General features: G+C 70.2%; 16 protein-coding genes and 1 pseudogene. 5 read left to right on the top strand and 12 right to left on the bottom strand.

Translation table 11 applies throughout. The features are described from left to right. Positions 1-167 precede the first annotated feature (167 nt). A complete protein-coding gene (locus tag ACGTNG_RS01240; RefSeq protein ID WP_394575008.1) occupies positions 168-1,037 on the bottom strand; it encodes a MurR/RpiR family transcriptional regulator in 870 nt (289 codons plus the stop codon). A 220-nt stretch (positions 1,038-1,257) separates the two neighbouring features. Here ACGTNG_RS01240 and zwf point away from each other — a divergent pair, with 220 nt between their 5' ends. The 3 genes from zwf to ACGTNG_RS01225 are packed head-to-tail and all read left to right on the top strand — an operon-like array spanning position 1,258 to position 4,140. Continuing rightward, positions 1,258-2,769, top strand: coding sequence for a glucose-6-phosphate dehydrogenase (zwf, locus tag ACGTNG_RS01235; RefSeq protein ID WP_394575007.1), 1,512 nt, complete (start codon positions 1,258-1,260; stop codon positions 2,767-2,769). A gap of 1 nt (position 2,770) precedes the next feature. Continuing rightward, on the top strand, positions 2,771-3,448 hold the full coding sequence (gene pgl, locus ACGTNG_RS01230; RefSeq protein WP_394575006.1) for a 6-phosphogluconolactonase: 678 nt from the start codon (positions 2,771-2,773) through the stop codon (positions 3,446-3,448). A gap of 29 nt (positions 3,449-3,477) precedes the next feature. Beyond that, positions 3,478-4,140 (top strand): bifunctional 4-hydroxy-2-oxoglutarate aldolase/2-dehydro-3-deoxy-phosphogluconate aldolase, encoded by a 663-nt coding sequence (locus ACGTNG_RS01225; RefSeq protein WP_394575005.1) that lies wholly within the window; start codon positions 3,478-3,480, stop codon positions 4,138-4,140. 161 nt (positions 4,141-4,301) lie between these two features. On the opposite strand, the gene pgi is transcribed toward ACGTNG_RS01225, so the two are convergent. From pgi to pyk, 3 genes and pseudogenes are all read right to left on the bottom strand, one after another. Continuing rightward, the gene (gene pgi, locus ACGTNG_RS01220) at positions 4,302-5,945 is read right to left on the bottom strand and encodes a glucose-6-phosphate isomerase (RefSeq protein ID WP_394575004.1); all 1,644 of its coding nucleotides are present in this window, start codon (positions 5,943-5,945) and stop codon (positions 4,302-4,304) included. A gap of 57 nt (positions 5,946-6,002) precedes the next feature. Beyond that, a pseudogene (locus tag ACGTNG_RS01215) lies at positions 6,003-6,101 on the bottom strand (methylglyoxal synthase); the annotation flags it as partial. Further along, positions 6,094-7,560, bottom strand: coding sequence for a pyruvate kinase (gene pyk, locus ACGTNG_RS01210; RefSeq protein WP_394575003.1), 1,467 nt, complete (start codon positions 7,558-7,560; stop codon positions 6,094-6,096). The gene pyk and the pseudogene ACGTNG_RS01215, both read right to left, overlap by 8 nt. Positions 7,561-7,942: 382 nt before the next feature. Here pyk and gap point away from each other — a divergent pair, with 382 nt between their 5' ends. Further along, entirely contained in the window at positions 7,943-8,965 is a 1,023-nt protein-coding gene (gene gap, locus ACGTNG_RS01205; RefSeq protein WP_394575002.1) for a type I glyceraldehyde-3-phosphate dehydrogenase, read from the top strand. Positions 8,966-9,152: 187 nt separating this feature from the next. On the opposite strand, the gene ACGTNG_RS01200 is transcribed toward gap, so the two are convergent. From ACGTNG_RS01200 to ptsP, 3 genes are read right to left on the bottom strand one after another with little or no spacing between them, the layout of a single operon-like run. Further along, positions 9,153-10,907, bottom strand: coding sequence for a PTS fructose-like transporter subunit IIB (locus ACGTNG_RS01200; RefSeq protein WP_394575001.1), 1,755 nt, complete (start codon positions 10,905-10,907; stop codon positions 9,153-9,155). Continuing rightward, on the bottom strand, positions 10,904-11,878 hold the full coding sequence (gene pfkB / locus ACGTNG_RS01195; protein WP_394575000.1) for a 1-phosphofructokinase: 975 nt from the start codon (positions 11,876-11,878) through the stop codon (positions 10,904-10,906). The genes ACGTNG_RS01200 and pfkB overlap by 4 nt, the downstream gene beginning before the upstream one ends. After that, positions 11,878-14,769, bottom strand: a complete 2,892-nt coding sequence (gene ptsP, locus ACGTNG_RS01190; protein ID WP_394574999.1) for a phosphoenolpyruvate--protein phosphotransferase — start codon at positions 14,767-14,769, stop codon at positions 11,878-11,880. The genes pfkB and ptsP overlap by 1 nt, the downstream gene beginning before the upstream one ends. A gap of 216 nt (positions 14,770-14,985) precedes the next feature. Here ptsP and cra point away from each other — a divergent pair, with 216 nt between their 5' ends. Then, the gene (gene cra, locus ACGTNG_RS01185) at positions 14,986-16,011 is read left to right on the top strand and encodes a catabolite repressor/activator (protein WP_394574998.1); all 1,026 of its coding nucleotides are present in this window, start codon (positions 14,986-14,988) and stop codon (positions 16,009-16,011) included. Here the strand turns inward: cra and ACGTNG_RS01180 are convergent. The 5 genes from ACGTNG_RS01180 to ACGTNG_RS01160 all read right to left on the bottom strand — a co-directional run bounded on the left by ACGTNG_RS01180 (position 15,998) and on the right by ACGTNG_RS01160 (position 22,532). Then, positions 15,998-16,954 carry a carbohydrate kinase family protein gene (locus tag ACGTNG_RS01180; RefSeq protein ID WP_394574997.1) on the bottom strand — a complete coding sequence of 319 codons (957 nt, stop codon included), beginning with the start codon at positions 16,952-16,954 and terminating at the stop codon, positions 15,998-16,000. The genes cra and ACGTNG_RS01180 overlap by 14 nt on opposite strands. 33 nt (positions 16,955-16,987) lie before the next feature. Further along, positions 16,988-17,944, bottom strand: a complete 957-nt coding sequence (locus tag ACGTNG_RS01175; RefSeq protein WP_394574996.1) for an aldose epimerase family protein — start codon at positions 17,942-17,944, stop codon at positions 16,988-16,990. An 18-nt stretch (positions 17,945-17,962) separates the two neighbouring features. Further along, a complete protein-coding gene (gene glk, locus ACGTNG_RS01170; protein ID WP_394574995.1) occupies positions 17,963-18,931 on the bottom strand; it encodes a glucokinase in 969 nt (322 codons plus the stop codon). A 218-nt stretch (positions 18,932-19,149) separates the two neighbouring features. Further along, positions 19,150-21,036 carry a phosphogluconate dehydratase gene (gene edd / locus ACGTNG_RS01165; protein WP_394574994.1) on the bottom strand — a complete coding sequence of 629 codons (1,887 nt, stop codon included), beginning with the start codon at positions 21,034-21,036 and terminating at the stop codon, positions 19,150-19,152. A gap of 101 nt (positions 21,037-21,137) precedes the next feature. Beyond that, on the bottom strand, positions 21,138-22,532 hold the full coding sequence (locus ACGTNG_RS01160) for a coniferyl aldehyde dehydrogenase (protein ID WP_394574993.1): 1,395 nt from the start codon (positions 22,530-22,532) through the stop codon (positions 21,138-21,140). Positions 22,533-22,538 lie beyond the last annotated feature (6 nt).

The following is a 22,538-nucleotide window of genomic DNA, read 5'->3' as shown; positions in this document are numbered from 1 at the left end:
CCCTGCAAGCGGAGCGGGACGCGAAAGCGAAGCAGGGCGTAGGTAGCGCCCACGGAGGGGTTCACAGCGCCCCCTCGATGGTCCGACACTTCGGGACCTGTCGGCGGATCAGCCCCGAGTAATCACGCTAACTGTAATAGCCCTGAGCCACGATACCGCTCTGCGTATCAGGCCGGGTCGCGACCGTCGACGGGGTAGCGGGTCGGCTTGAGGCTGTCCTTGATCTTCTTCAAGTGGGGCAGGAAGTCCTCGCCGCGGCGCAGGGTCATGCCGGTGGCCAGCACGTCGATCAGCGTCAGCTGGATCATCCGCGAGGTCATGGGCATGTAATAGTCGGTATCCTCGGGCGTCGAGACCTCCAGGGTCTCGGTGCACTCGGCGGCGAGCGGCGAGTCGGGGGCGGTGATGCCGAGCACCACGGCCCCGTTCTCCCGGGCCAGCCGGGCGATGTCGACCAGGTCCCGGGTGCGTCCGGTCCAGGAGAGCACCACGACCACATCGCCGGTGTGGCAGGCGGCGGCTACCATGCGCTGCATCAGCACGTCGATATAGGCGGTGACCGGCAGGTTGAAGCGGAAGAACTTGTGCTGGGCATCCTGGGCCACGGCGCCCGAGGCGCCCAGGCCGAAGAAGTGCAGCTGCCGCGCCTGGATCAGGTAGTCGACGACACGCTCGATGCGCTCCGGGGCGACCTCGCGGCGGGCCAGATCCAGCGCGGCGATGGTCGCGCCGAAGATCTTGCCGGTGTAGTCCGCGGCGGCGTCGTCCGGCTCCACCGCCTGGCTCACGTAGGGCGTGCCGCCGGCCAGGCTCTGGGCCAGCTTGATCTTGAAGTCGGGATAGCCCTTGGCGTCGAAGCTGCGGCAGAAGCGGTTGACCGTGGGCTCGCTGACCGAGGCGAGCTGGGCCAGGGTGGCGATGCTCATGCTGGTGGCCGACGCCGGGTCGGTCAGGATGACGTCGGCTACCTTGCGTTCGGATCGGTTGAGCTCGTCGAGCTGGCGGCGGATGCGGTCGAGCAGATCGTGTCTGACCATGGGCGATGCAGTCTCCGGCGAGGCGCCCTCGGCGGCGCAGGATGAAACATGGGTGATGTGGTGATTTAACTACATTATGCTGGCTATCCTGAGGGAAGCGCAAAGGGGCGGGCGGCGGCGTTTATCGATCCCTTTATTTTGTAGTAAACTTACATAAATAGTTTGCAGCAGGCATGCTGCTTACGCTATTTTTTGGGTAAGTTAACCAGACGGGGCGGACATGACACAACGCAAGCGACCCGGCGATGCCCGGGCCACCGGTGCCGGCAGCACGGAAATCGACCTGGCGCTGTTCGGTGCGCTCGGGGACCTGGCCCAGCGCAAGCTCTTTCCGGCGCTCTATCATCTCGACCGCGAGGGGCTCCTCGACGACGGCACCCGCCTGCTGGGGCTGGCGCGCCAGGAGCTCGACCGGGAAGGCTTCCGGAGCCGGGTCGAGGCGTCGCTCAAGACCCACGTCAAGGCCGGGGAGCTCGATCGGGCGGTGCTGAAGCGCTTCCTCGCCCGCCTGGACTTCCTGCAGCTCGACTTCCTCGAGCCCGAGGGCTATGGCGCCGTGCGCGAGTGGCGCCAGGACGGGTTGCAGCGCCCCATGGTCGTCTACCTCTCGGTGGGGGCGAAGATCTACGGCGACATCTGCCGCCACCTCGAGGCGAGTGGCAGCCTGGATGACCAGAGCCGCGTGGTGGTCGAGAAGCCCATCGGCCACGACCTCGACTCCTCCGCCGAGGTCAACGACGCCATCGGCGCGGTCTTCCCTGAGTCCCGGGTCTACCGCATCGATCATTACCTGGGTAAGGAGACGGTGCAGAACCTGATCGCGCTGCGCTTCGCCAACCCGCTGTTCGGCACCCAGTGGAACCAGAACCATATCTCCCACGTCGAGATCACCGTGGCCGAGAAGGTGGGCATCGAGGGGCGCTGGGGCTACTTCGACGAGGCCGGCCAGCTGCGCGACATGGTGCAGAACCACCTGCTGCAGCTGGTCTGCCTGATCGCCATGGACCCGCCAGCCAACCTGGATGCCGATGCCATCCGCGACGAGAAAGTCAAGGTATTGAAGGCGCTCAAGCCCTTCACCGACGACATGCTGGGGCGCGACGTGGTGCGTGGCCAGTACATGGCCGGTACCCACGACGGCCAGGCCGTGCCCGGCTACCTCGAGGAGGAGGGGGCCAACACCGACAGCCACACCGAGACCTTCGTGGCCATGAAGACCGGCGTGGCCAACTGGCGTTGGGCCGGGGTGCCCTTCTACCTGCGCACCGGCAAGCGCATGCCGGAGAAGCTCTCCCAGATCATCATCCATTTCCGCCAGCAGCCGCACTACATCTTCGATCCCGACCAGCGCGGGCTCGCCGCCAACAAGCTGGTGATCCGCCTGCAGCCGGAGGAGGGCATCGCCCTGGAGGTGCTGACCAAGGACAGCGGCCTGGACAAGGGCATGCGCCTGCGCCGTGGCCCGCTGCACCTGGACTTCAGCAGCGCCTTTCCCAAGACGCGGATCCCGGACGCCTATGAGCGCCTGCTGCTGGAAGTGATGAAGGGCCAGCAGTACCTCTTCGTGCGTCGCGACGAGGTCGAGCACGCCTGGCAGTGGTGCGATAGCCTGGTCGCCGCCTGGACCGACCGCGACGAGCCGCCTCGGCGCTATCCGGCCGGTTCCTGGGGGCCGGTGGCCTCGATCGCGATGATTACCCAGGATGGCCGCAGCTGGTATGAGGATTACTGACATGAGCGAGACGACACTTGCCCCCCGCGAGGCCCTGGCCCGGCAGCTCGCCGAGGCCGTGGCCGAGGCGCTGCGCCTCGACCTGGCTGAGCGTGAGCGTGCCCTGCTGGTGGTCTCCGGCGGCTCGACTCCGGTGCCCTTCTTCGAGGCCCTGGCTGCCATGGACCTGCCCTGGGCGCGCATCGAGGTGACGCTGGCCGACGAGCGCTGGGTGGCCGAGGAGTCCGCCGACAGCAATGCCCGCCTGGTGCGCGAGCACCTGCTGCAGGGGCCGGCCGCCGAGGCTGCCTTCGTTCCCCTGACCAGTGGCGCCGAGACGCCCGAGCAGGGGGTCGATGAGGTGGCGGCACGCCTCGCGGACCTGGCCTGGCCGGCCAGCGCCGTGGTGCTGGGCATGGGCGGCGACGGCCATACCGCTTCGCTGTTTCCCGACAGCCGTGAGCTGGGCCTGGCGCTGACCACGGAAGCACCGCTGGTGGCGGTGCGCACGCCGAGCCAGCCCCAGCCGCGCATCACCCTGAGCGCCGAATGGCTGCATCGGGCCCGGCGCCACTTCCTGCACATCACCGGGGATGACAAGCGTGACGTCCTGGCCCGGGCTCTGTCCGGCGACGATGCCCGTGACTTGCCCATCCGCGCCTTCCTGGCCTGCCCGGCAGCCATCTACTGGGCCCCCTGACCCCGCGTCCGACTTTCTGGAGCAATGACATGACGATCGACAAGCAGCTGCCCTCCACTCGCACTACCGAGCTCGACAGCATCTGCCTCAAGGCCGAGGTGATCCCGGTACTGGCCATCCAGCGCGTGGAGGATGCCGTGCCGCTGGCCACGGCGCTGGTCGAGGGCGGCATCACCGTCCTCGAGATCACCCTGCGCACCGACTGCGCCCTGGAGGCCATCCGGCGCATCAAGGCGGCGCTGCCCCATGTCAGCATCGGCGTGGGGACCGTGCTGACGCCGTCCCAATATCGCCAGGCGGAGCAGGTGGGCGCCGACTTCGTGGTAACCCCGGGCACCACCGAGGCGCTCTATCGCTACGGCGTGTCGAGCCCGGTACCGATGCTGCCGGGCATCGCCACCGTCTCCGAGCTGATGATCGGCTGGCAGTTCGGCTATCGCCGCTTCAAGTTCTTCCCCGCCGAGGCGAGCGGCGGGACCAAGGCGCTCAAGGCCTTCGCCGGGCCGATCGCCGAGGCCCGCTTCTGTCCTACCGGGGGGATCAACCCGGACAATGCCGGGGACTACCTGGCGCTGCCCAACGTGATGTGCGTGGGCGGCACCTGGTTGACCCCGAAATCGCTGGTCGACGCCGGCGACTGGAGCGCCATCCGCCGGCTCGCGCGGGAGGTGGCCGACCGCTTCCACCACTGAAAGCTCGCTGCGGCCTCTCCCTTGCTGCTTTCTCGATAGCCACGCTGTCCTGTTGCCCCGGCCTCCTGCCGGGGCTTTTTTTCTTCTTCCGGTGCCCGGCGCCACAAGCGTCCGCCGGGCATCGAATCACGATGCCCGGCGGGCGATAAAGGCGGCGTGGATCAGGCGTTGCGGCGCTTCTTGCTTCGGCGCGTGGGTGGGGCCGATGGGCTGTCGCGCGTGTGCAGCTGTTCCCGGACCAGCCGCAGCAGCCCCTGGGTGGAGGCGTCGAAGTCCTGACTGTGGGCGTCGAGGCGTTCGCTGATCTCGCCGGCGATGCGCTTGCCGAGCTGCACGCCCCACTGGTCGAAGGAGTTGATGTTCCAGATGACTCCCTGGACGAACACCTTGTGCTCGTAGAGGGCGATCAGCGCGCCGAGATTCTTCGGCGTCAGCTCGTCGAGCAGCAGGGTGCTGGAGGGACGGTTGCCCGGGCAGCTGTAGGGGTCGAGTTCACCGCCCGTGGCGCTGCCCTCCATGAAGGCATTGGCCTGGGCCAGCATGTTGGTGAGCAGGGCGAAATGGTGGTCTTCCATGCCGGACTCGGGCTTGAGCGACGCAATGAAGTCGATGGGTACGTAGCGGGTGCCCTGGTGGAGCAGCTGGAAGAAGGCATGCTGGCCGTTGGAGCCGGTCTGGCCCCAGACGATGGGCCCGGTCTTGTAGTCCACCGGCCGGCCGAAGATATCCACCGACTTGCCGTTGGACTCCATGTCGAGCTGCTGCAGGAAGGCCGGCAGCTGATGCAGCGCCTGGTCGTAGGGCACGATGGCCTGAGTCTCGGCCCCCTGGAAGTTGATATACCAGATGCCGATCAGTGCCATCAGCACCGGCATGTTGGCGGCCGTGGGAGCGGTCAGGAAATGCTGGTCCATCGCGTAGGCGCCCTCGAGCATTTCCATGAAGCCTTCGAAGCCGATGGCCAGGGCGATGGGCAGGCCGATCGATGACCACATGGAGTAGCGCCCGCCGACCCAGGCCCAGAACTCGAAGACATTCTCCTCGCGGATGCCGAATTCCATGGCCGCCGCCTTGTTGGTGGAGGCGGCGATGAAATGGGCGCCGACGTCGCCCTCCGGGCCGGCATTGTCCAGGAACCAGCGGCGCGCGGTATGGGCGTTGAGCAGCGTCTCCTGGGTGGAGAAGGTCTTGGTGGAGACGATGAACAGGGTGGTGGCCGGATCGAGGCGGTTGAGCACCTTCTGGATATGGGCGCCGTCGACGTTGGAGACGAAATGGAAGTTCAGTTCCGGGTGGCGATGCTTGAGCAGCGCCCGGCAGGCCATGTTGGGCCCCAGGTCCGAACCGCCGATGCCGATGTTGACCACATCGCGAATGCGCTGGCCATCGAAGCCCGTCCACTCACCGTTGCGCACCGCCTCGGAGAAAGTGCGGATCTGCTCGCGGGTGCGCTGAATCTCCGGCATCACGTCCTGGCCGTCGACCATCAGCGGTCCCTCGCCGAGATTGCGCAGGGCGGTATGGAGGACAGGCCGGTTCTCGGTGACGTTGATGATGTCGCCGGAGAACATCTGGGCACGGCGCTGCACCAGTGCCGAATGATCGGCGAGCTCGATCAGCTTGTCGAGCACCTCGTCGGAGATCTGGTGCTTGGAGTAATCGAGAAACAGGCCGCCCACGCGCAGGCTCATCTTCTCGAAGCGCTGGGGGTCGGCGGTGAAGTAGTCACGGATGCGGTCGTGGCGGGTCTGGGCATGCAGGCGGGTGAGGGCCTGCCAGGTGACGCTGCGGGTAAGCTGGAACATCGTGGACCTCGTCGGTTGTGTTTGGCGGTATGGTCAGTCGGTGGCCCGGCCGGAGATCCAGCGCCCGGCCCTCTCGAGCATCTCGTTCCTCTTCCCGTCGTGGGCGATCAGGGCAATGCGCTTTGGGGCCGGCAGGGTGCGGCGGACCTCACTCATGCTGTGTCCCCACGTCGAGGATTCTCAGGGTGTTGGTGCCGCCGTGGGCGTTCATGTGATCGCCCCGGGTGAGGATCACGTGGTCGCCCGGCTCGGCGATGCCCTGGCGAACCAGCAGCGCCAGGGCCCGGTCGTTGAGCTCGGCGGCCGTCATCTCGCTGGTGTCGAAGGGCAGCGAGACCACCCCGCGATAGAGCGCCATGCGCCGCTGGGCGACCGGGTTGTGGGCCAGGCCGATGATCGGCAGCCCCGAGCTGATGCGCGAGGCGATCAGCGGCGTGTAACCCGACGCGGTCATGCAGGCGATGGCGGCCACCCCGGCCAGGTGGTTGGCGGCGTACATCGCCGAGAGCGCGATGGTCTCGTCGATGCGGCTGAAGCCCTCGTGGATGCGGTGGCCGGACTCCTGGGCGCGCCGCTCGCGCTCGGCACCGAGGCAGACCCGGTCCATCGCCTCGATGGTCTCCACCGGGAAGTCGCCGGCGGCGGTCTCGGCGGAGAGCATCACCGCGTCGGTGCCGTCGAGCACCGCGTTGGCCACGTCGAACACCTCGGCCCGGGTGGGCAGCGGCGACTCGATCATCGACTCCATCATCTGGGTGGCGGTGATCACCGCGCGGTTCAGGGTGCGGGCATGCTTGATGATGCGCTTCTGGGTGCCGATCAGCTTGGCATCGCCGATCTCCACGCCGAGATCGCCGCGGGCCACCATCACCGCCTCGCTGGCGCGGATGATGCCGTCCAGGGTGGCGTCGTCGGCCACCGCCTCGGCGCGCTCGAGCTTGGCCACCAGGCCGATCTCCTTGCCGGCCTCGCCGAGCAGCTCGCGGGCCTCGAGCATGTCGGCGGCGCTGCGCGGGAAGGAGATCGCCAGGTAGTCGACGCCGATGTCGACGGCGGTCGCGAGGTCGGCGCGGTCCTTGTCGGTCAGCGCCGGGGCGGAGAGGCCGCCGCCCTGCTTGTTGATGCCCTTGTTGTTGGAGAGCTTGCCGCCTACCACCACGCTGGTGTGGATCAGGTGGTCGACGACGCGATTGACGTCGAGCACCAGCCGACCGTCGTCGAGCAGCAGGCGGTCGCCCGGGGCGACGTCGTCGGCCAGGGTCTTGTAGTCACAGCCGACCCGGGTGGCGTCGCCCTGATCGCCGTCCAGGCCCATGTCGAGGATGAAGGACTGGCCCTCCTCCAGGGTCACGGCGCCCTCCTTGAAGCGGGCGATGCGGATCTTGGGGCCCTGCAGGTCGCCCAGCGCGGCGACGCTGCGGCCCAGGCGCGCGGCGATCTCACGCACCCGCGCCAGGCGCTGGCGGTGATCGTCGGGCGTGCCGTGGGAGAAGTTGAGACGCACCACGTCGACGCCGGCGGACAGCATCTCTTCCAGCACGCCCTCCCGGTCGCTGGCCGGGCCCAGGGTGGCGACGATCTTGGTGCGGCGAAGGGGGGTGGGGCGGTGCGTCATGCCGGGCTCTCCTGTGGAAACGATAGCGTGCCGGCGGCGGAACGTCGCCGATCGCGAGGTTGTCGGACACGATACTGTAAGTGTGGTTATTTTACTAAATATTGCGCCTTAGACGAAGGTCTATGTGCTGCTGCCTTGGTGCGATATGGCGGCGATCTTCCCCTGGTCGTCAATGGGTTGAATCGTATCTCGGAGTCTTTCTCTTCGATGCAAGTGGTAAGTTTACGAAAAAAACTTGTCTCCCGGACCGGCGTGCGCGACGATTGTTGGCAGATGAGTCGTCGCCCTGCCCGGCAGGCAGGGCGTAACGCGGCATGCCCCGTCGCTCCACGGCTCAGCCCAACCCACAAGACGGCAAAGTCTGGATCGAGAGGAAGACATCATGACGCTCAAGATCGCCATCAACGGTTTCGGTCGCATCGGCCGCAACGTGTTTCGCGCTCTCTACGAAGGTGGCTACCGCGACCGCGTCCAGGTGGTGGCCATCAACGACCTCGGTGATCCGGCGCTCAATGCTCACTTGCTGCGCCACGACACCGTCCACGGCCACTTCCCTTTCAAGGTGGACCACGATGAGCGCAGTCTGACCGTCGATGGTGACCGCATCGAGATCCTCTCCGAGCGCGACCCGACGAAGCTGCCCTGGGAGGCCCTGGGGGTGGATCTGGTGATGGAGTGCACCGGACTGTTCACCAAGCGGGCAGATGCCGCCAGGCATCTCGCCGCCGGCGCCGACCGGGTACTGGTCTCGGCGCCCAGCCCCGACGCCGATGCCACCGTGGTATACGGCGTCAACGAGGACATGCTCAAGGCCGAGCACCGGGTGGTGTCCAACGCCTCCTGTACCACCAACTGCCTGGCGCCGGTGGCCCAGGCGCTGCACGAGACGGTGGGCATCGAGAATGGCCTGATGACCACGGTGCACGCCTACACCAACGACCAGAATCTCTCCGACGTCTACCACTCCGACCCCTACCGGGCGCGCAGCGCCACCCACTCGATGATTCCCACCAAGACCGGTGCCGCGGCCGCGGTGGGGCTGGTGCTGCCGGAACTCGATGGCCGGCTGGACGGCCTGGCGGTGCGGGTGCCGCTGATCAACGTCTCGCTGGTGGACCTGACCTTCACTGCGAGTCGTGATACCTCTCGGGACGAGATCAACGCCATCGTCGCCCGGGCGGCCGAAGGGGCTCCGGTGCTCTCGGTGAACGCCCAACCGCTGGTGTCGATCGACTTCAACCATGACGCCAACTCCTCCACCTTCGATGCCAACCACACGCGAGTGAACGGTCGGCTGGTGAAGGTCATGGCCTGGTACGACAACGAGTGGGGCTTCTCCAACCGCATGCTGGATACCGCCCTGGCCATACAGGCCGTGAGCAACGGTCGGCGCCAGGCCGCCTGATCGGGACGGCCACATCGCCACCGGCATCGCCTCGTCTCGCCGGTGGGGACCCCGGCCGATGACGGTGCTGCCGGTCGCCATGATGGCTCGCCGCTTCGGCTGGGCCAGCTCACACGCCGCTTTTATTCCGGGCGCGTAGACGCCCCGCCGATGACCGGTGAGGCGTCCGGGGATGGCGTGGCCGAGGTCAGCCAATGGCCTCGACCGCTACTGCCTGGCCGCCGCGCTTGAGCGCCGCGTAGCCCAGGCCGGTGATCAGCGAGCCTGCAACGATCGCCGCCAGGTACAGCAGCACCGGGGTGATGGCGTTGGGGATCAGCAGCACGAAGATGCCGCCGTGGGGGGCCATCAGCTTGGCGCCGAACAGCATCGACAGCGCGCCGGTTATCGCGCCGCCGATCATGCTGACCGGGATCACCCGCAGCGGGTCCTTGGCGGCGAAGGGAATCGCACCCTCGCTGATGAAGCAGAAGCCCAGCACGAAGGAGGCCTTGCCGGCCTCGCGCTCCGGCTCCGAGAACTTCGACTTGGCGACGAAGCTCGAGATACCCATGCCGATCGCTGGCACCATGCCCGCGGCCATGATCGCCGCCATGGGCGCGTAGGTCTCGGAGGCCAGCAGGCCGACGCCGAAGGTGTAGGCGGCCTTGTTCACCGGCCCGCCCATGTCGAAGCACATCATGGCACCCAGCAGCCCGCCCAGCAGCAGGGCGTTGGTGGACCCCATGTTCTCGAGGAAGGTGGTCAGCCCGGAGAGGATCGCCGCCACCGGCTCGCCGACCACGTAGATCATGGTCAGGCCGGTGACGAGGCTCGCCACCAGCGGGATGATCAGGATCGGCTTGAGCGACTCGACGCTGGCCGGCAGCTTGACGTGGCGGGTCACCGCCTTGGCCACGTAGCCGGCGAGGAAGCCGGCCAGGATGCCGCCGATGAAGCCGGCGCCGATCTCGGAGGCCAGCATGCCACCGATCATGCCCGGCGCGATGCCGGGGCGGTCGGCGATGGAGTAGGCGATGTAGCCGGCCAGCACCGGCACCATCAGCGCGAAGGCCGTGCCGCCGCCGATCTGCATCAGCGCGGCGGGCAGGGTGCCTTCCTCCTGGAAGGCCTCGATGCCGAACACGAACGACAGCGCGATCAAGAGGCCGCCGGCCACCACCATCGGCAGCATGAAGGACACCCCAGTCAGCAGGTGCTTGTAGACGCCCTTCTCCTTGAGGCTCTTCCTGGCCTCGCCGCTGCCCGCAGGCGCGGCGCTGCCGTCTTCCACCGCGGCCTCGGCCAGCGCCGCCTCGATGGTCGGCCTGGGCCGCTTCAGGGCGCTGCCGGTGGAGGTGCGATAGATCCGCTTGCCGGCGAAGCGAGTGGGATCGACCTCGATGTCGCAGGCCAGGATCACCACCTCGGCGTCACGGATCTCCTCGTCGGTCAGCTGGTCCTGGGCGCCCACCGAGCCCTGGGTCTCGACGCGCATGGGATGGCCCAGGGATTTCCCGGCTTCACTGAGGGCTTCCGCGGCCATGAAGGTGTGCGCCACGCCGGTGGGGCAGGCGGTGACGGCGACGATGGGCCGGCCGCCGGCCGCACCGGAGCTGGATACCGGTGTGGCGTGGGTCTCGCCGCCGGGCACGAAGGCCTCGGCCTCGCGCCGGGCGCGTTCGAGGAAGCCGCCCGGGTCGGGCAGCGCCTGGTCGATGGGCGCGCGGTAGAGCCGCTTGTCCTTGAAGCGCTGCGGGTCCGGCACGTGGTCGGCGGCGACGATGACGAGATCGGCGGCCGCGATGGCCTCGGCGGAGACCGGCTGCACCGGCGCAAGCTCGCCGTGCATCTCCACGTGAGTCTTCCAGCCGAGCCGCTCGGCGGCCTGCTCGAGGCGCCGGGCGGCGAGGAAGGTGGTGGCCATGCCGCTGGGGCAGGCGGTGATGAGGATGGCATTCATGCGGGGACTCCCTCGGCGTCGTCGCCGCCAAGGCGGTGGACGCGCGTCTGTTGTTGGAGTGATGGGAAATCGGCGGCGTGGGCGTCGCCCACGCCGAGGTGGCGGACCGCCTCGGCGGACAGCGCGGTGGCCTGGCGCAGCGCCTCGTCGGGCGCGTGGCCCTCGAGCACGCCGTGCAGCAGCGACGCCAGCAGGGTGTCGCCGGCGCCCACGGTGCTGGCCACCGTCATGGGCGGCGGCAGCGCCTGCCAGGCACCGCGACGGCTGACCCACAGCACGCCCTCGGCGCCGGCGGAGAGCACCGCCTCCTCGATGCCGGCATCATGCAGGCGGTGGGCGGCCGCCAGGCGCGCGGTCTCGTCGTCGAGGGGCGTGCCGGCCCAGGCGGCCAGCTCGTGCTCGTTGGGCTTGACCGCGGTGGGGCCGGCGGCGATGGCGGCCTCGAGGGCCGGCCCGCTGGTGTCGACCCATACCGGCAGGTCGGCGCCGCGCAGCCGTGCGATCAGCTCGGCCAGCGCGTCGGGCGTGACGCCGGGCGGCAGGCTGCCGGCGATCACCACCGCCTCGGGGCGGCGGGTGTCGTCGGCGGCCAGCGCCGCGAGCCTGTCGAGCAGCGTCTGCCAGGCGGCAGTGTCGATGGTCGGCCCGGGGCCGTTGACGTCGGTGACCCGGCCGTCGGCCTCGGCGAGCTTGGCGTTGATGCGGGTCTCGCCGGGCACGCGCAGGAAGGCATCCTCGAGCCCTTCGGCCTCGAAGGCGCGCAGGAAGGGGCCGTCGTTGTCGGCGCCGAGGAAGCCCGAGACGCAGACGTCGTGGCCGAGGGCGGCGAGCACCCGGGCCACGTTGACGCCCTTGCCGGCGGCCGCGAGGTGGGTGGCACGGGTACGGTTGACCTCGCCGAGCGCCAGGCGCTCGAGCGACACCGAGAGGTCCAGGGCGGGATTTAGGGTCAGGGTCAGCAGGCGCGCCATCAGCGGGCCTCCAGGGCGTCGCGGACCGCCTCGCCGGTGGCCTGGGAAAGCGCCAGCTCGGCCTGGGCGCGGGCCTCATCGAGGTCGAACTCGCGCAGCCGCGCCTTGACCAGCGGCACCTGGCGGGCGCTGACCGAGAGCTCGTCGACGCCGAGGCCGACCAGCACCGGCACCGCGGTGGCGTCACTGGCCAGCTCGCCGCAGACCCCGACCCACTTGCCCTCGGCGTGGGCCGCGGCCACGGTCATCTCGATCAGCTTGAGCACCGCCGGGTGCAGGCCGTCGGCCTGGGCGGAGAGCTCGGGGTGGTCGCGGTCGATGGCCAGGGTGTACTGGGTCAGGTCGTTGGTGCCCACCGAGAAGAAGTCGACCTCGGCGGCCAGGGTCGGCGCGAGCAGGGCGCTGGAGGGCACCTCGATCATCACCCCGAGCTGGACGTCGTCGCTGCGCTCGCCGACCGGCAGTTCCTCGAGCAGCCGGTCGAGGATGGCCCGGGCGGCACGGAACTCGGCCACGTCCTTGACCATCGGCAGCATGATGCGCAGCGGCTTGGCCTCGCGTTGCGGCTCGTCCGTCGGCCCCGCGGCGATCAGCAGCGCACGGAGCTGGGTCTCGAGCACCTCGGGCCGGGTCAGCGCCAGGCGGATGCCACGCAGGCCGAGGAAAGGGTTGCTCTCCTGGGGCAGCGGCCAGTAGGGCAGCGGCTTGTCGCCGCCCACGTCCAGGGTGCGGGCCACCAGCGGGCGGCCGTCCAGGGCGTCCAGGGCCTCGCGGTACTCGCCGATCTGGGTCTCCAGGCCGGGCAGTTCGGCGTGGGCCATGAACACGAACTCGGTGCGCAGCAGGCCGACGCCCTCGGCGCCGCGCTCCACGGCGTCGGCGGCGTGGGCGGTGTTGCCGAGGTTCGAGGCCACCTCGACGCGATGGCCGTCGCGGGTCCGGGCCGGCTCGAAGCGTGCCTCCCAGGCCTCGGCCTCGCGGCGGCGGCGCTCGGCCAGGCGCTGCTCGGCGGCCAGGCGGCGCTCGGCGGCAGGGGCCGGGGTCACCCGGCCGCGCTCGCCGTCGAGGATCAGCTCGGTGCCGCTGGCGAGCGTCAGGATGCGCTCGCCGGCGCCGACCACGGCGGGAATGCCCAGCGCCCGGGCCAGGATGGCGCTATGGGCGGTGGCGCCGCCACGGGCGGTCAGCAGGCCGCGCACGCGGCTGGTGTCGAGGCGCGCCACGTCGGAGGGGCCGATGTCGTCGGTGACCAGGATGTAGGGATGATCCGGCGGCTCGGGCAGCGCGACCCGGCACAGGATGCCCAGTACGCGGCGGCCGACGTCACGCAGGTCGGCGGCGCGCTCGGCGAGCAGCTTGTCGGCGAGGCGCTCCTGGGCCTGGGCGGCGGTGTCGATCGCCTCCCACCAGGCGGCCTCGGCAGAGGCGCCCTCGTCGATGCCCTCGCGGGCGGCCTGGTGGAGCTCGGGGTCGCCGAGCATCTCCTCGTGCATCGACAGGATCTGCGAGACCTCGCCGCCGCGGGCGTGATGGATCAGCGCCTCGAGCTGCTCGCCGCCCTCGCGGATGGCGTCATCGAGACGGCGGCGCTCGGCGGCCGGGTCGGCGGCGCGGGCCGGGTAGTCGAAGCTCGGCGTGGTCAGCACGAAGGCCGGTGCGATGGCCAGGCCCGGCGAGGCGGCCACCGCGGGGTGGGCGACGTCGTCGGCCAGCGGCTCCAGCGCCGGGGAGTGCTCCGGTGTCGTCGCCAGCGGCTCGCGGTAGGCATCGAAGGGCTCGACGTGCTCGCCGAGGCCCTCCTCCACGGCGCGGCATACCGCCGCCAGGGCGGCCTCGGCGCCGTCGCCCTCGGCGGTGAAGGTCAGCTGCTGGCCGCGGCGGGCGCCGAGGTTGATGACCTTGGTCAGGCTGGCGGCCGAGACGGCATCGAAGCCGCCCTCGGCCAGGCGCACGCGGACCGCCACGCCCTGGGCGCGGGCCACCTGGACCAGCTGCTTGGCCGGGCGGGCATGCAGGCCGTGGGCGTTGAGCACCGTGGCCAGGCGCTGGCTGGCCGCAGCGGATTCGCCGGCCAGTCGCGCCAGCAGGGCGTCGGCATCGAGGCGCTGCAGGGAGTCGGGGGCGTCGCTATCGAGCAGTGCCAGGATGCGCTCGAGCAGGCCACGATGGTCCTGGCCCTGGGCGGCCAGGCAGAACACGCCCTGCACCGGGGCGCCGTCGGCCTGCAGCGGCTCGGCCGGGGTGGCCAGCGCCAGCGCCGGCACGCCCACGCCGCGGTCGCTGGCCACCAGCCACAGGCCGCGGCCCAGGGCGCGCGGGGCGGCCTCGGCGACGGCGGCGACGAAGGCGGCATCGACGCACTCGGCCTGGCGCAGCCGGGCGGCGCCGGCCAGTGCCAGCTCGCGGTGGTCGCGGGCGGGGAAACCCAGGCACAGGGTGTCGGCGTCGAGCCTGGCCTCGACCACCGCCTTCGACAGCAGCTCGGCGATCTCGGCCGCCCGCTCGGCGCCGGCCAGGCGTTCGGCGATGCCCTCCTGGTCCAGCACGTGGGTCAGCTGGCGCAGGATGTCGAGGTGCTCGTCGCTCCGGGCGGCGATGGTCACCAGCACGTGGACCCGCTGCCCGTCGTGCCACTCGACGCCCTCGGGGAACTGCAGCACCCGCACCCCGGTGGCGCGCACGTGCTCCCGGCTCTCCGGCGTGCCGTGGGGAATGGCGATGGCGTTGCCGAGGAAGGTCGATGACTGGGCCTCCCGCGCATGCAGGCCGTCGCGGTATTCCGGGGCGACCAGGCCGGCGGCGCGCAGTGATTCGGCGGCCTGGTCCAGCGCGGCGCGCCAGTGCTCGGCCTGGCAGCCGAGCAGGACGTCATCCTGGCGTAGGGTTAACATCGATGTCTCCGGTTCGTCGGGGGCGACGCCGGGCCATTCCGTGGTACCCGGGGCGTTGCGGTGGCTTGTGCGAGTTAGGTGAATCGTGTCACCTTTGACATGACGAATGCTGGATCGGTTCAGCCGGCTTGGCAAGGCTTCGAGTCTACGACTTTGGCAGGGGGTGGCGGCGTGGCAGTCACGCGTAGAATGCCCCCGTCAGTCTAGGGGGAATCCATGACGCTCGCGGAAATTGCTCGACTGGCCGGGGTCTCGCGCACCACGGCCAGCTATGTCATCAACGGCCAGGCCGAGACACGGCGCATCAGCCAGGACACCGTCGACCGGGTGATGGCGGTGGTCGAACGCCACCGCTATCGGGTCGACCCCCAGGCGGCCGCCTTGCGTCGCGGCTCCAGCCGTACCCTGGGGCTGATCGTGCCGGACCTGGAGAACGTGACCTACGCGCGGCTGGCCAAGCGGCTGGAGCGCGGCGCCCGGGAGGCGGGCTACCAGCTGCTGATCGCCGGCTCCGACGACCGACCCGAGGTCGAGCGCGACCTGGCCCTGGCGCTGCGGGCGAGGCGCTGCGAGGTACTGATCACCGCCAGCAGCCTGCCGATGGACGATCCCTTCTACGCCGAGCTGCAGGCCGAGGGCCTGCCGGTGGTGGCCGTCGATCGCGGCTTCGACGCCGCGCGCTTCGCCAGCGTGGTCTCTAACGACGCCGAGGCTGCCCAGCGGCTCGCCGCCTCGGTGCTGTCGCCCGAGACCTCGCGGGTGGTGTGGCTGGACGCGGTGCCTGGGCTCTCGATCACCCAGGAGCGGAGAAGCGGCTTCCAGCGGGCCCTGGCAGGGGGCGAGGCCGAGGCCATCATGCGCTCCGGCGAGCGCTACGATCGCGCTGAGGGCGCCCGGCTGATGCGTCGGGTCATCGACGAGCACGGCCTGCCGGATGCGCTGGCCACGGCGTCCTATTCGCTGTTCGACGGCGTGCTCGACACCCTGCTCGAGGCCGGCGGGCTGCCGGCCTCGCTGCGCCTGGCGACCTTCGGCGATAGCCGCCTGCTGGAGTTTCTGCCGGTGGCGGTCAATTCCGCCGAGCAGGATCACGACCGCATGGCCGAGGCGACGCTGGAGAGTGCGCTGGCTGCCGCCCGGGGCGAGGGCGCCGCCGGGCAGCGCACGGTGCCGCGGCGGATGCGCTGGCGTGCCGGCGCGGAGGAGGGCGCGGCCCCCTCCGCGCCGATCAGTCCGAGGTGAGATCGGCCCGGGTGGGGAGGGCGACGTAGCTGCCCGGGCGGGTGACGGCGTGGGCGCCGCAGCGGCAGGCGAAGGCCAGCGTCGCCTCCAGGCGCGCCGTGTCGCGGTGCCAGCCTTCCTCGAAGCCATGCTCGGCGAGGGCGGCCAGCAGCCCACCGATGAAGGCGTCGCCCCCGGCGGTGGTATCCACGGCTTGTACCTTCGGCGGGGTGACGGCCAGCGACAGCCCGGCGCCCAGGGCGCACACGTCGTCGCCGCCGTCGGTGATCACCGCCAGCCTGACCCCGGCGGCCAGGCGTTCGGCCAGCCAGGCGTCCTCGGGATGACTGCCGCGCAGGTCGTCGACCTCCTCGCGGGATAGCTTGAGCAGGTCGGCACTGTCGAGCAGGCGGGTGACCAGGGCCGTATCGGCGCGACCCTCTGGCCAGAGATTGTGGCGCAGGTTGGCGTCGACACTGACCACGCAGCCGGCCCGGGCGGCCATCTCGGCCATGGCCAGGGTGGTCTCGGCGATCTCGGGGTCGGTCAGACTGTTGCTGCACAGGTGCAGGATCGCGGGCTCGGCGAAGACGCCGGCCGGCAGGTGCTCGAGGCGATAGAGCAGGTCGGCGGCGGGCGGCCGGTAGAAGTCGAAGGTACGCTCGCCGTCGGCATCGCGAGAGACGAAGGCCAGCGCGGTGCGCGCCTCGCGGGTGCGGCAGACCCCGGAGAGCTCGACGCCCTGGGCGGCCAGTGCCTCGGCGAGGAAGTCGCCAAAGTGGTCGTCGCCGAGCATGCCTAGGAAGCGGCTGGGGACGCCGAGCCGGGCGCAGGCCACGGCGACGTTGGCGGGGGCGCCGCCGGCGTAAGGCGTGAAGGTCTCCTGGGCGTCGTCGGCGGCGCCCCCCAGTCGGCTGGAGAGCATGTCGACGAGGGCTTCACCGAAGGCGATGACAGGCAGCATGGTCGAGGATCCTCGTGGTGGGTGGGGCAGCGCTCAGGCGTCGTCCGCCCGGGACAGGGTAGTGCCCAGCAGGTGTTGGGCGCCGGGGACCAGCCACACCGGGTCGAGCCGGGTGTTCGCCGACTCGACGCACAGGAAGTGGCGGGCGGCCTCGACCGAGGTATCGGCGGGCGGGGTGTCGCCAGGGTGCCAGATCACCGCCGAGTCGCTGCTCTGACGGGCGATGCGCAGCCGGCGGCTGCCATCGTCGAGGACCAGCTCGGCATTGCTGCGATAGATGCGGTCCAGGCCGCCGCGCACGCCGAGCTCGCCCTGCTGGTCGCGCTCGGCGAAGTCGGCGAGTTTGTCCAGGTAGCTGGCGCCGGCTAGCCCTTCCACGCGGCAGGCGAAGGCGTCCTCGACGGCCAGGTAGCTGTGCAGGGCGCCGGTGATCTTCACCGGGGTCTCGCCGACGTGCTCGGTGATCAGCTCCACGTGCAGGCGCCGGGCGTTGGCCTGGATCACCGCGCGGGGGATCAGTTGCCCGTGCAGCCGCTCGACCGGGGAGAGGTGCAGCTCCAGGCCCTCCTCGTGCTCGTCCACGGCATCGAGGCGCCAGTCGGCCTTGCGGGCCGGGCCGTGCATGGGGCCGGAGCGGTCCGGCGACTCGTCGGCGGTGTTCTCGTCGGCGAACCACGGCCAGCAGAGCGGGATGCCGCCGCGGATCGCGCCGGGCAGCGCCTGGGGCGTCGGGGTGACCCAGAGCCATCCGCCGGGCACCAGGGCTTCTTCGCTCGGGTCCGGGCTAGAGGTGGCAGGATGCGGTCGCGTGGCGTCGGGACCGTTCGGGGCACTGGCGCAGGGCAAGAAGTGAAGCACCTGGGCGCCTTGCAACGATACGGCCAGCTCGCCCCAGGCTTCGCGCGCCAGCCAGACCTCGCGGCCGGCCCAGTCGACGCGGCGCTGACCGTCGGTGGCGTCCAGCAGGGCGCGCAGGGATGCGGGAATCATGCGATCTCCTTTGTCGATTCACTCGACTTCGATGTTGTGCAGGGCCTCGGCGGCTCCCAGTAGTCCCGGCCAGGGGGCGGTCACCACCCGGATCGGGAGGCCGGCGGTGTAGGCGCTCATGCGCCCCTTGTCGGCGAACGCCTCGCGGAAGCGACTCTGCGGCAGCCAGTCGAGCAGCCGCGGCAGGATGCCGCCACACAGGTAGACGCCGCCTCGGGCGCCCAGGGTGAGCGCGGCATCGCCGCTGACGTCGCCGAGGATCTTCAGAAAACGCAGCAGGGTATCACGGGCCACGGCGTCACCGCCGCCGGCTGCCTCGGTGACCTCGGCAGGCGTCGCGTAGCGCGGGTTAACGCCCTTGAGCGAGCAGTGAGCGAGATAGAGGTCCAGCAGACCCTGGCCGCACAGCAGCCGCTCCACCGAGACGCGACCGTAGCGCTGGCGGAAATGGCGCAACAGGTTCTGCTCGCGCTCGTCGGCGGGGGCGAAAGTGACGTGACCGCCCTCGGTCGGAAGGGGCACCCAGGCGTGGCGGCCGGGAAAGACCCCGGCCACGCCCAGCCCGGTGCCGGGGCCGATCACCAGCTTTGCGGCATGGGGCGCGCCTTCGCCGGGCTGCACGGTCACCAGGTCGGCCTCGGCGACGTGGGGCACGCCCAGCGCCTGGGCCATGAAGTCGTTGATCACCTTGAACAGTGTCAGTCCCAGGGCCTCGCGCACCTCGGTCTTGGTGAAGTCCCAGGGATTGTTGGTCATGGTCACCCGCTCGCCGTGGACCGGGCAGGCGAAGGCCAGGCAGGCCTCGCGGGGGGCATCGTCGCCGACGGCGCCGACGCTGGCCAGGTAGTCGCGTATCGCCGCCACCGGGCCGTCGTAGTCGGCGCAGGGCAGGCTCCGGATGTCATGGGGGGCGACGGCGCCCGGCGTCACCAGTGCGAGGCGCGCGTTGGTGCCACCGATATCACCGATCAGGGCGTGTCGTGTCATCGTCAACTCGTCTTGTCTGGCCGCCAGGGCTTTGGCAGATGGCCGAATTGCTTGAAGCTGTACCCGGCGACAGGTCCCGAAGCGCCGGACCGACGAGGGGCGCTGTGACCCCTTCCCTGGGCACTACCGACGCCATCCATGGCGTAGGATCCCCTCTTCGATCCGTCGCTGGCGCTTCTCGCTATGTGCAACGGCGATATCCCTGTCCTGGCCGTGGCTCAGGCATCCTCATCGTGGATCTGGCCGGCCTGGCGGGCCAGGTCGTCGGCCTCGAAGCCGCCGAAGACGCCGGCACCCTCCTCGCCGCGCATGGCCAGGTGTCGGAAGCCGGCGAACAGCTCGCGGCCGAGGCCCACGTGGTAGTGCTCCAGGTTCCCGACCCGCAGCGGACGCTCGGCCCACTCATGGGCGTCGACCTTGACCTCGAGGCTGCCGGTGTCGGCATCGAGGCGCACCACATCGCCATCCCTGAGCTTCGCCAGGGGCCCGCCGTCCAGGGCCTCCGGGCTCATGTGGATGGCCGCCGGCACCTTGCCGGAGGCGCCCGACATGCGCCCGTCGGTGACCAGCGCCACCCGGTAGCCGCGATCCTGCAGCACGCCGAGGTAGGGGGTCAGCTTGTGCAGCTCGGGCATGCCGTTGGCCTTGGGGCCCTGGAAGCGCACCACGGCGATCACGTCCCGGTCCAGGTCGCCGGCCTCGAAGGCCGCCTTGAGGTCGTTCTGGTCCTCGAAGATCTGGATCGGCGCCTCGACCACGCGGTGCTCGGCTCGGACCGCCGAGACCTTGATCACCCCTCGGCCCAGGTTGCCGTCGAGCACGGTAAGGCCGCCGGTAGGGGCGAAGGGCGCGGCGACCGGGCGCAGCACCTCGGTGTCGAGGCTCTGCTCCGGCCCCTCGCGCCAGACCAGCTTGCCGTCCTCGAGGAAGGGCTCCCGGGTGTAGGCGGTCAGGTCGGTGCCGAACACCGTGGGGATGTCGCCGTGGATCAGCCCGGCCTGGATCAGCTCGCGGAACAGCAGGCTCATGCCGCCGGCGGCCTGGAAATGGTTGATGTCCGCCTGGCCGTTGGGGTAGACCTGCATCAGGCTCGGCGTCACCGCGGAGAGGTCGGTGAAGTCCTCCCAGGTGACGGTCAGGCCGGCGGCGGCGGCCATGGCGATCAGGTGCAGGGTGTGATTGGTGGAGCCGCCCGAGGCGAGCAGGCCGACGATGGCGTTGACGATGGCCCGCTCGTCGATCTGTTTGTAGAAGGGGCGATACTCGCCGCCCGGCTCGGTGTTGCGGACCGCCTGCTCGGTGGCGAAGCGGGTCAGCGCTTCGCGCATCTCGGTACCCGGATTGACGAAGGAGGTGCCGGGCAGGTGGAGCCCCATCATCTCCATCATCAGCTGGTTGGAGTTGGCGGTGCCGTAGAAGGTACAGGTGCCGGGGCTGTGGTAGGACTCGGACTCCGCTTCCAGCAGGTCCTCGCGACTGGCCTTGCCCTCGGCGAAGAGCTGGCGGATGCGAGCCTTCTCCTTGTTGGGCAGTCCGCTGGGCATGGGGCCGGCCGGCACGAACATGGCTGGCAGGTGGCCGAAGCGGGCCGCGGCGATGAACAGCCCCGGGACGATCTTGTCGCAGACTCCGAGGTAGAGCGCGGCGTCGAACATGTTGTGGGAGAGCCCCACGGCGGTCGCCATGGCGATCACGTCCCGGGAGAACAGCGAGAGCTCCATGCCTGGCTGGCCCTGGGTGACGCCGTCGCACATGGCCGGCACGCCGCCGGCGAACTGGGCGGTGGACCCTATGGCGCGCGCCGCGGCCTTGATGGTCTCGGGGAAGGTCGCCAGCGGCTGGTGGGCCGAGAGCATGTCGTTGTAGGCCGAGATGATGCCCAGGTTGGCCGAGTTCATCAGCTTCAGCGCGTCCTTGTCCGCCGCGCCGCAGGCCGCGAAGCCGTGGGCGAGGTTGCCGCAGGAGAGCTCGCCGCGATGCACCCCGCGGCGGTGCTGGTCGGCCATGCGGCGCTCGTAGAGGGCGCGGCGTTCGGCGGAGCGTTCCCGGATGCGGCGAGTGACGTCGGCGACGGTGGCGTTGAGGGCGGGGGTCGGGCTGGCCATGATACACCTCGGCTCTGTTTGGTTTGGTAAGTTTACCAATATAATTCGCGATATTTCGCCCATGCTAGCCGCATTTTTGTCATATTTGTAGTTTTATTACCTTATAGTCCGAGCAGCTTGAGCAGCCATCGCCGGTAGGGCGGGTTCAGCAGCCCGACGGGGCTGCGTCGAGACTGGACGAAGACGCTGCGCTGGTGGCTGAAGCGCAGGAAGCCGGCTTCACCGTGGTAGGCGCCCATGCCGCTCTCGCCCACGCCGCCGAAGGGCAGGCCGGGCACGGCGACGTGCCACAGGGTGTCGTTGAAGACCACGCCGCCGGAGCGAGTCTCCTCCATCAGCCGTCGGCGCCGGGCCGGGTCGTCGGTGAAGGCGTAGAGGGCCAGCGGCCGTGGACCCTCGGCGACCCGGGCCAGGGCGGCATCGAAGTCGTGCAGGCCGATCACCGGCAGCCAGGGACCGAAGATCTCCTCGTGCATGATCGCAAGGCGCGCGGTGGGGTCGATCACCAGCGTCGGCGGCAGCTTGCTGCCCCGGCTGAGCTCGATGCGTTCGCCGAGCTCGATCACCCGGCAGCCGTGATCGCGGGCCTCGGCGAGCATCGCCTCGAGCCGGGTACGCGTCGCCTTGCCATGCACCGCCGAATAGTCGTCGCTCGCCGTGCCGCGGGGGTAGAAGGCCGCGACCGCCTCGCGGAGCGCCTCGACGAAGGCCGGCAGTCGCGCGGCATCGATCAGCACGTGGTCCGGGGCGATGCAGGTCTGGCCGGCGTTGAGCCACTTGCCGAAGGCGATGCGCCGGGCGGCATGGGTCAGGTCGGCGTCATCGGCGACGATGGCCGGCGTCTTGCCACCGAGCTCGAGGGTGACCGGCGTCAGCCCCTCGGCGGCGACGCCGGCGACCTCTCGTCCGATCGACGCGGGGCCGGTGAAGAGCAGGTGGTCGAAGGGCAGGGCGGCGAAGGCGCGCCCGACCCCGGCGTCGCCCTCGACCACGTCGAGCTCGGCGGGATCGAAGTAGCGCGCCGCCAGCCGCGCCATCAGCGCGGCGGTGGTGGGGGCGTGCTCGCTGGGCTTGAGCATCACCCGGTTGCCGGCGGCCAGGGCGTCCACTGCCGGCAGCAGCGCCAGCTGCCAGGGGTAGTTGGCCGGGGCAATGATGCCCACCACCCCCAGCGGCTGGCGATGCACGCGGGCCCGGGCGGGCGCCAGCCGCCAGGGCACGGCCGCCTTGCGCGGCGTCATCCAGCGCTTGAGGCGGCGGCGGGCATGGCGCACGGCCTCCAGCAGGGTGGCGATCTCCGCCAGGCGCGTCTCGGCCTCGGCGCGATGGCCAAAGTCCTGGCGGATCGCGCGAACGATCTCGTCACGATGGTGGCGAGTCATGGTCGAAAGCCGCGCGAGGCGGTCACGTCGAACCGTCGCCGAGGGGTAGGGCTCGGCGGTGAAGGCGTGGCGCTGCTGCGCCAGGCGCGCCGGCAGTGCGCGGGCGTCGGCCATGCGCGT

It is taken from the genome of Halomonas sp. B23F22_3 (genome assembly GCF_043496965.1).
Classification (GTDB): Bacteria; Pseudomonadota; Gammaproteobacteria; order Pseudomonadales; family Halomonadaceae; genus Halomonas.
This window is presented reverse-complemented; position numbering and strand designations above follow the sequence as displayed.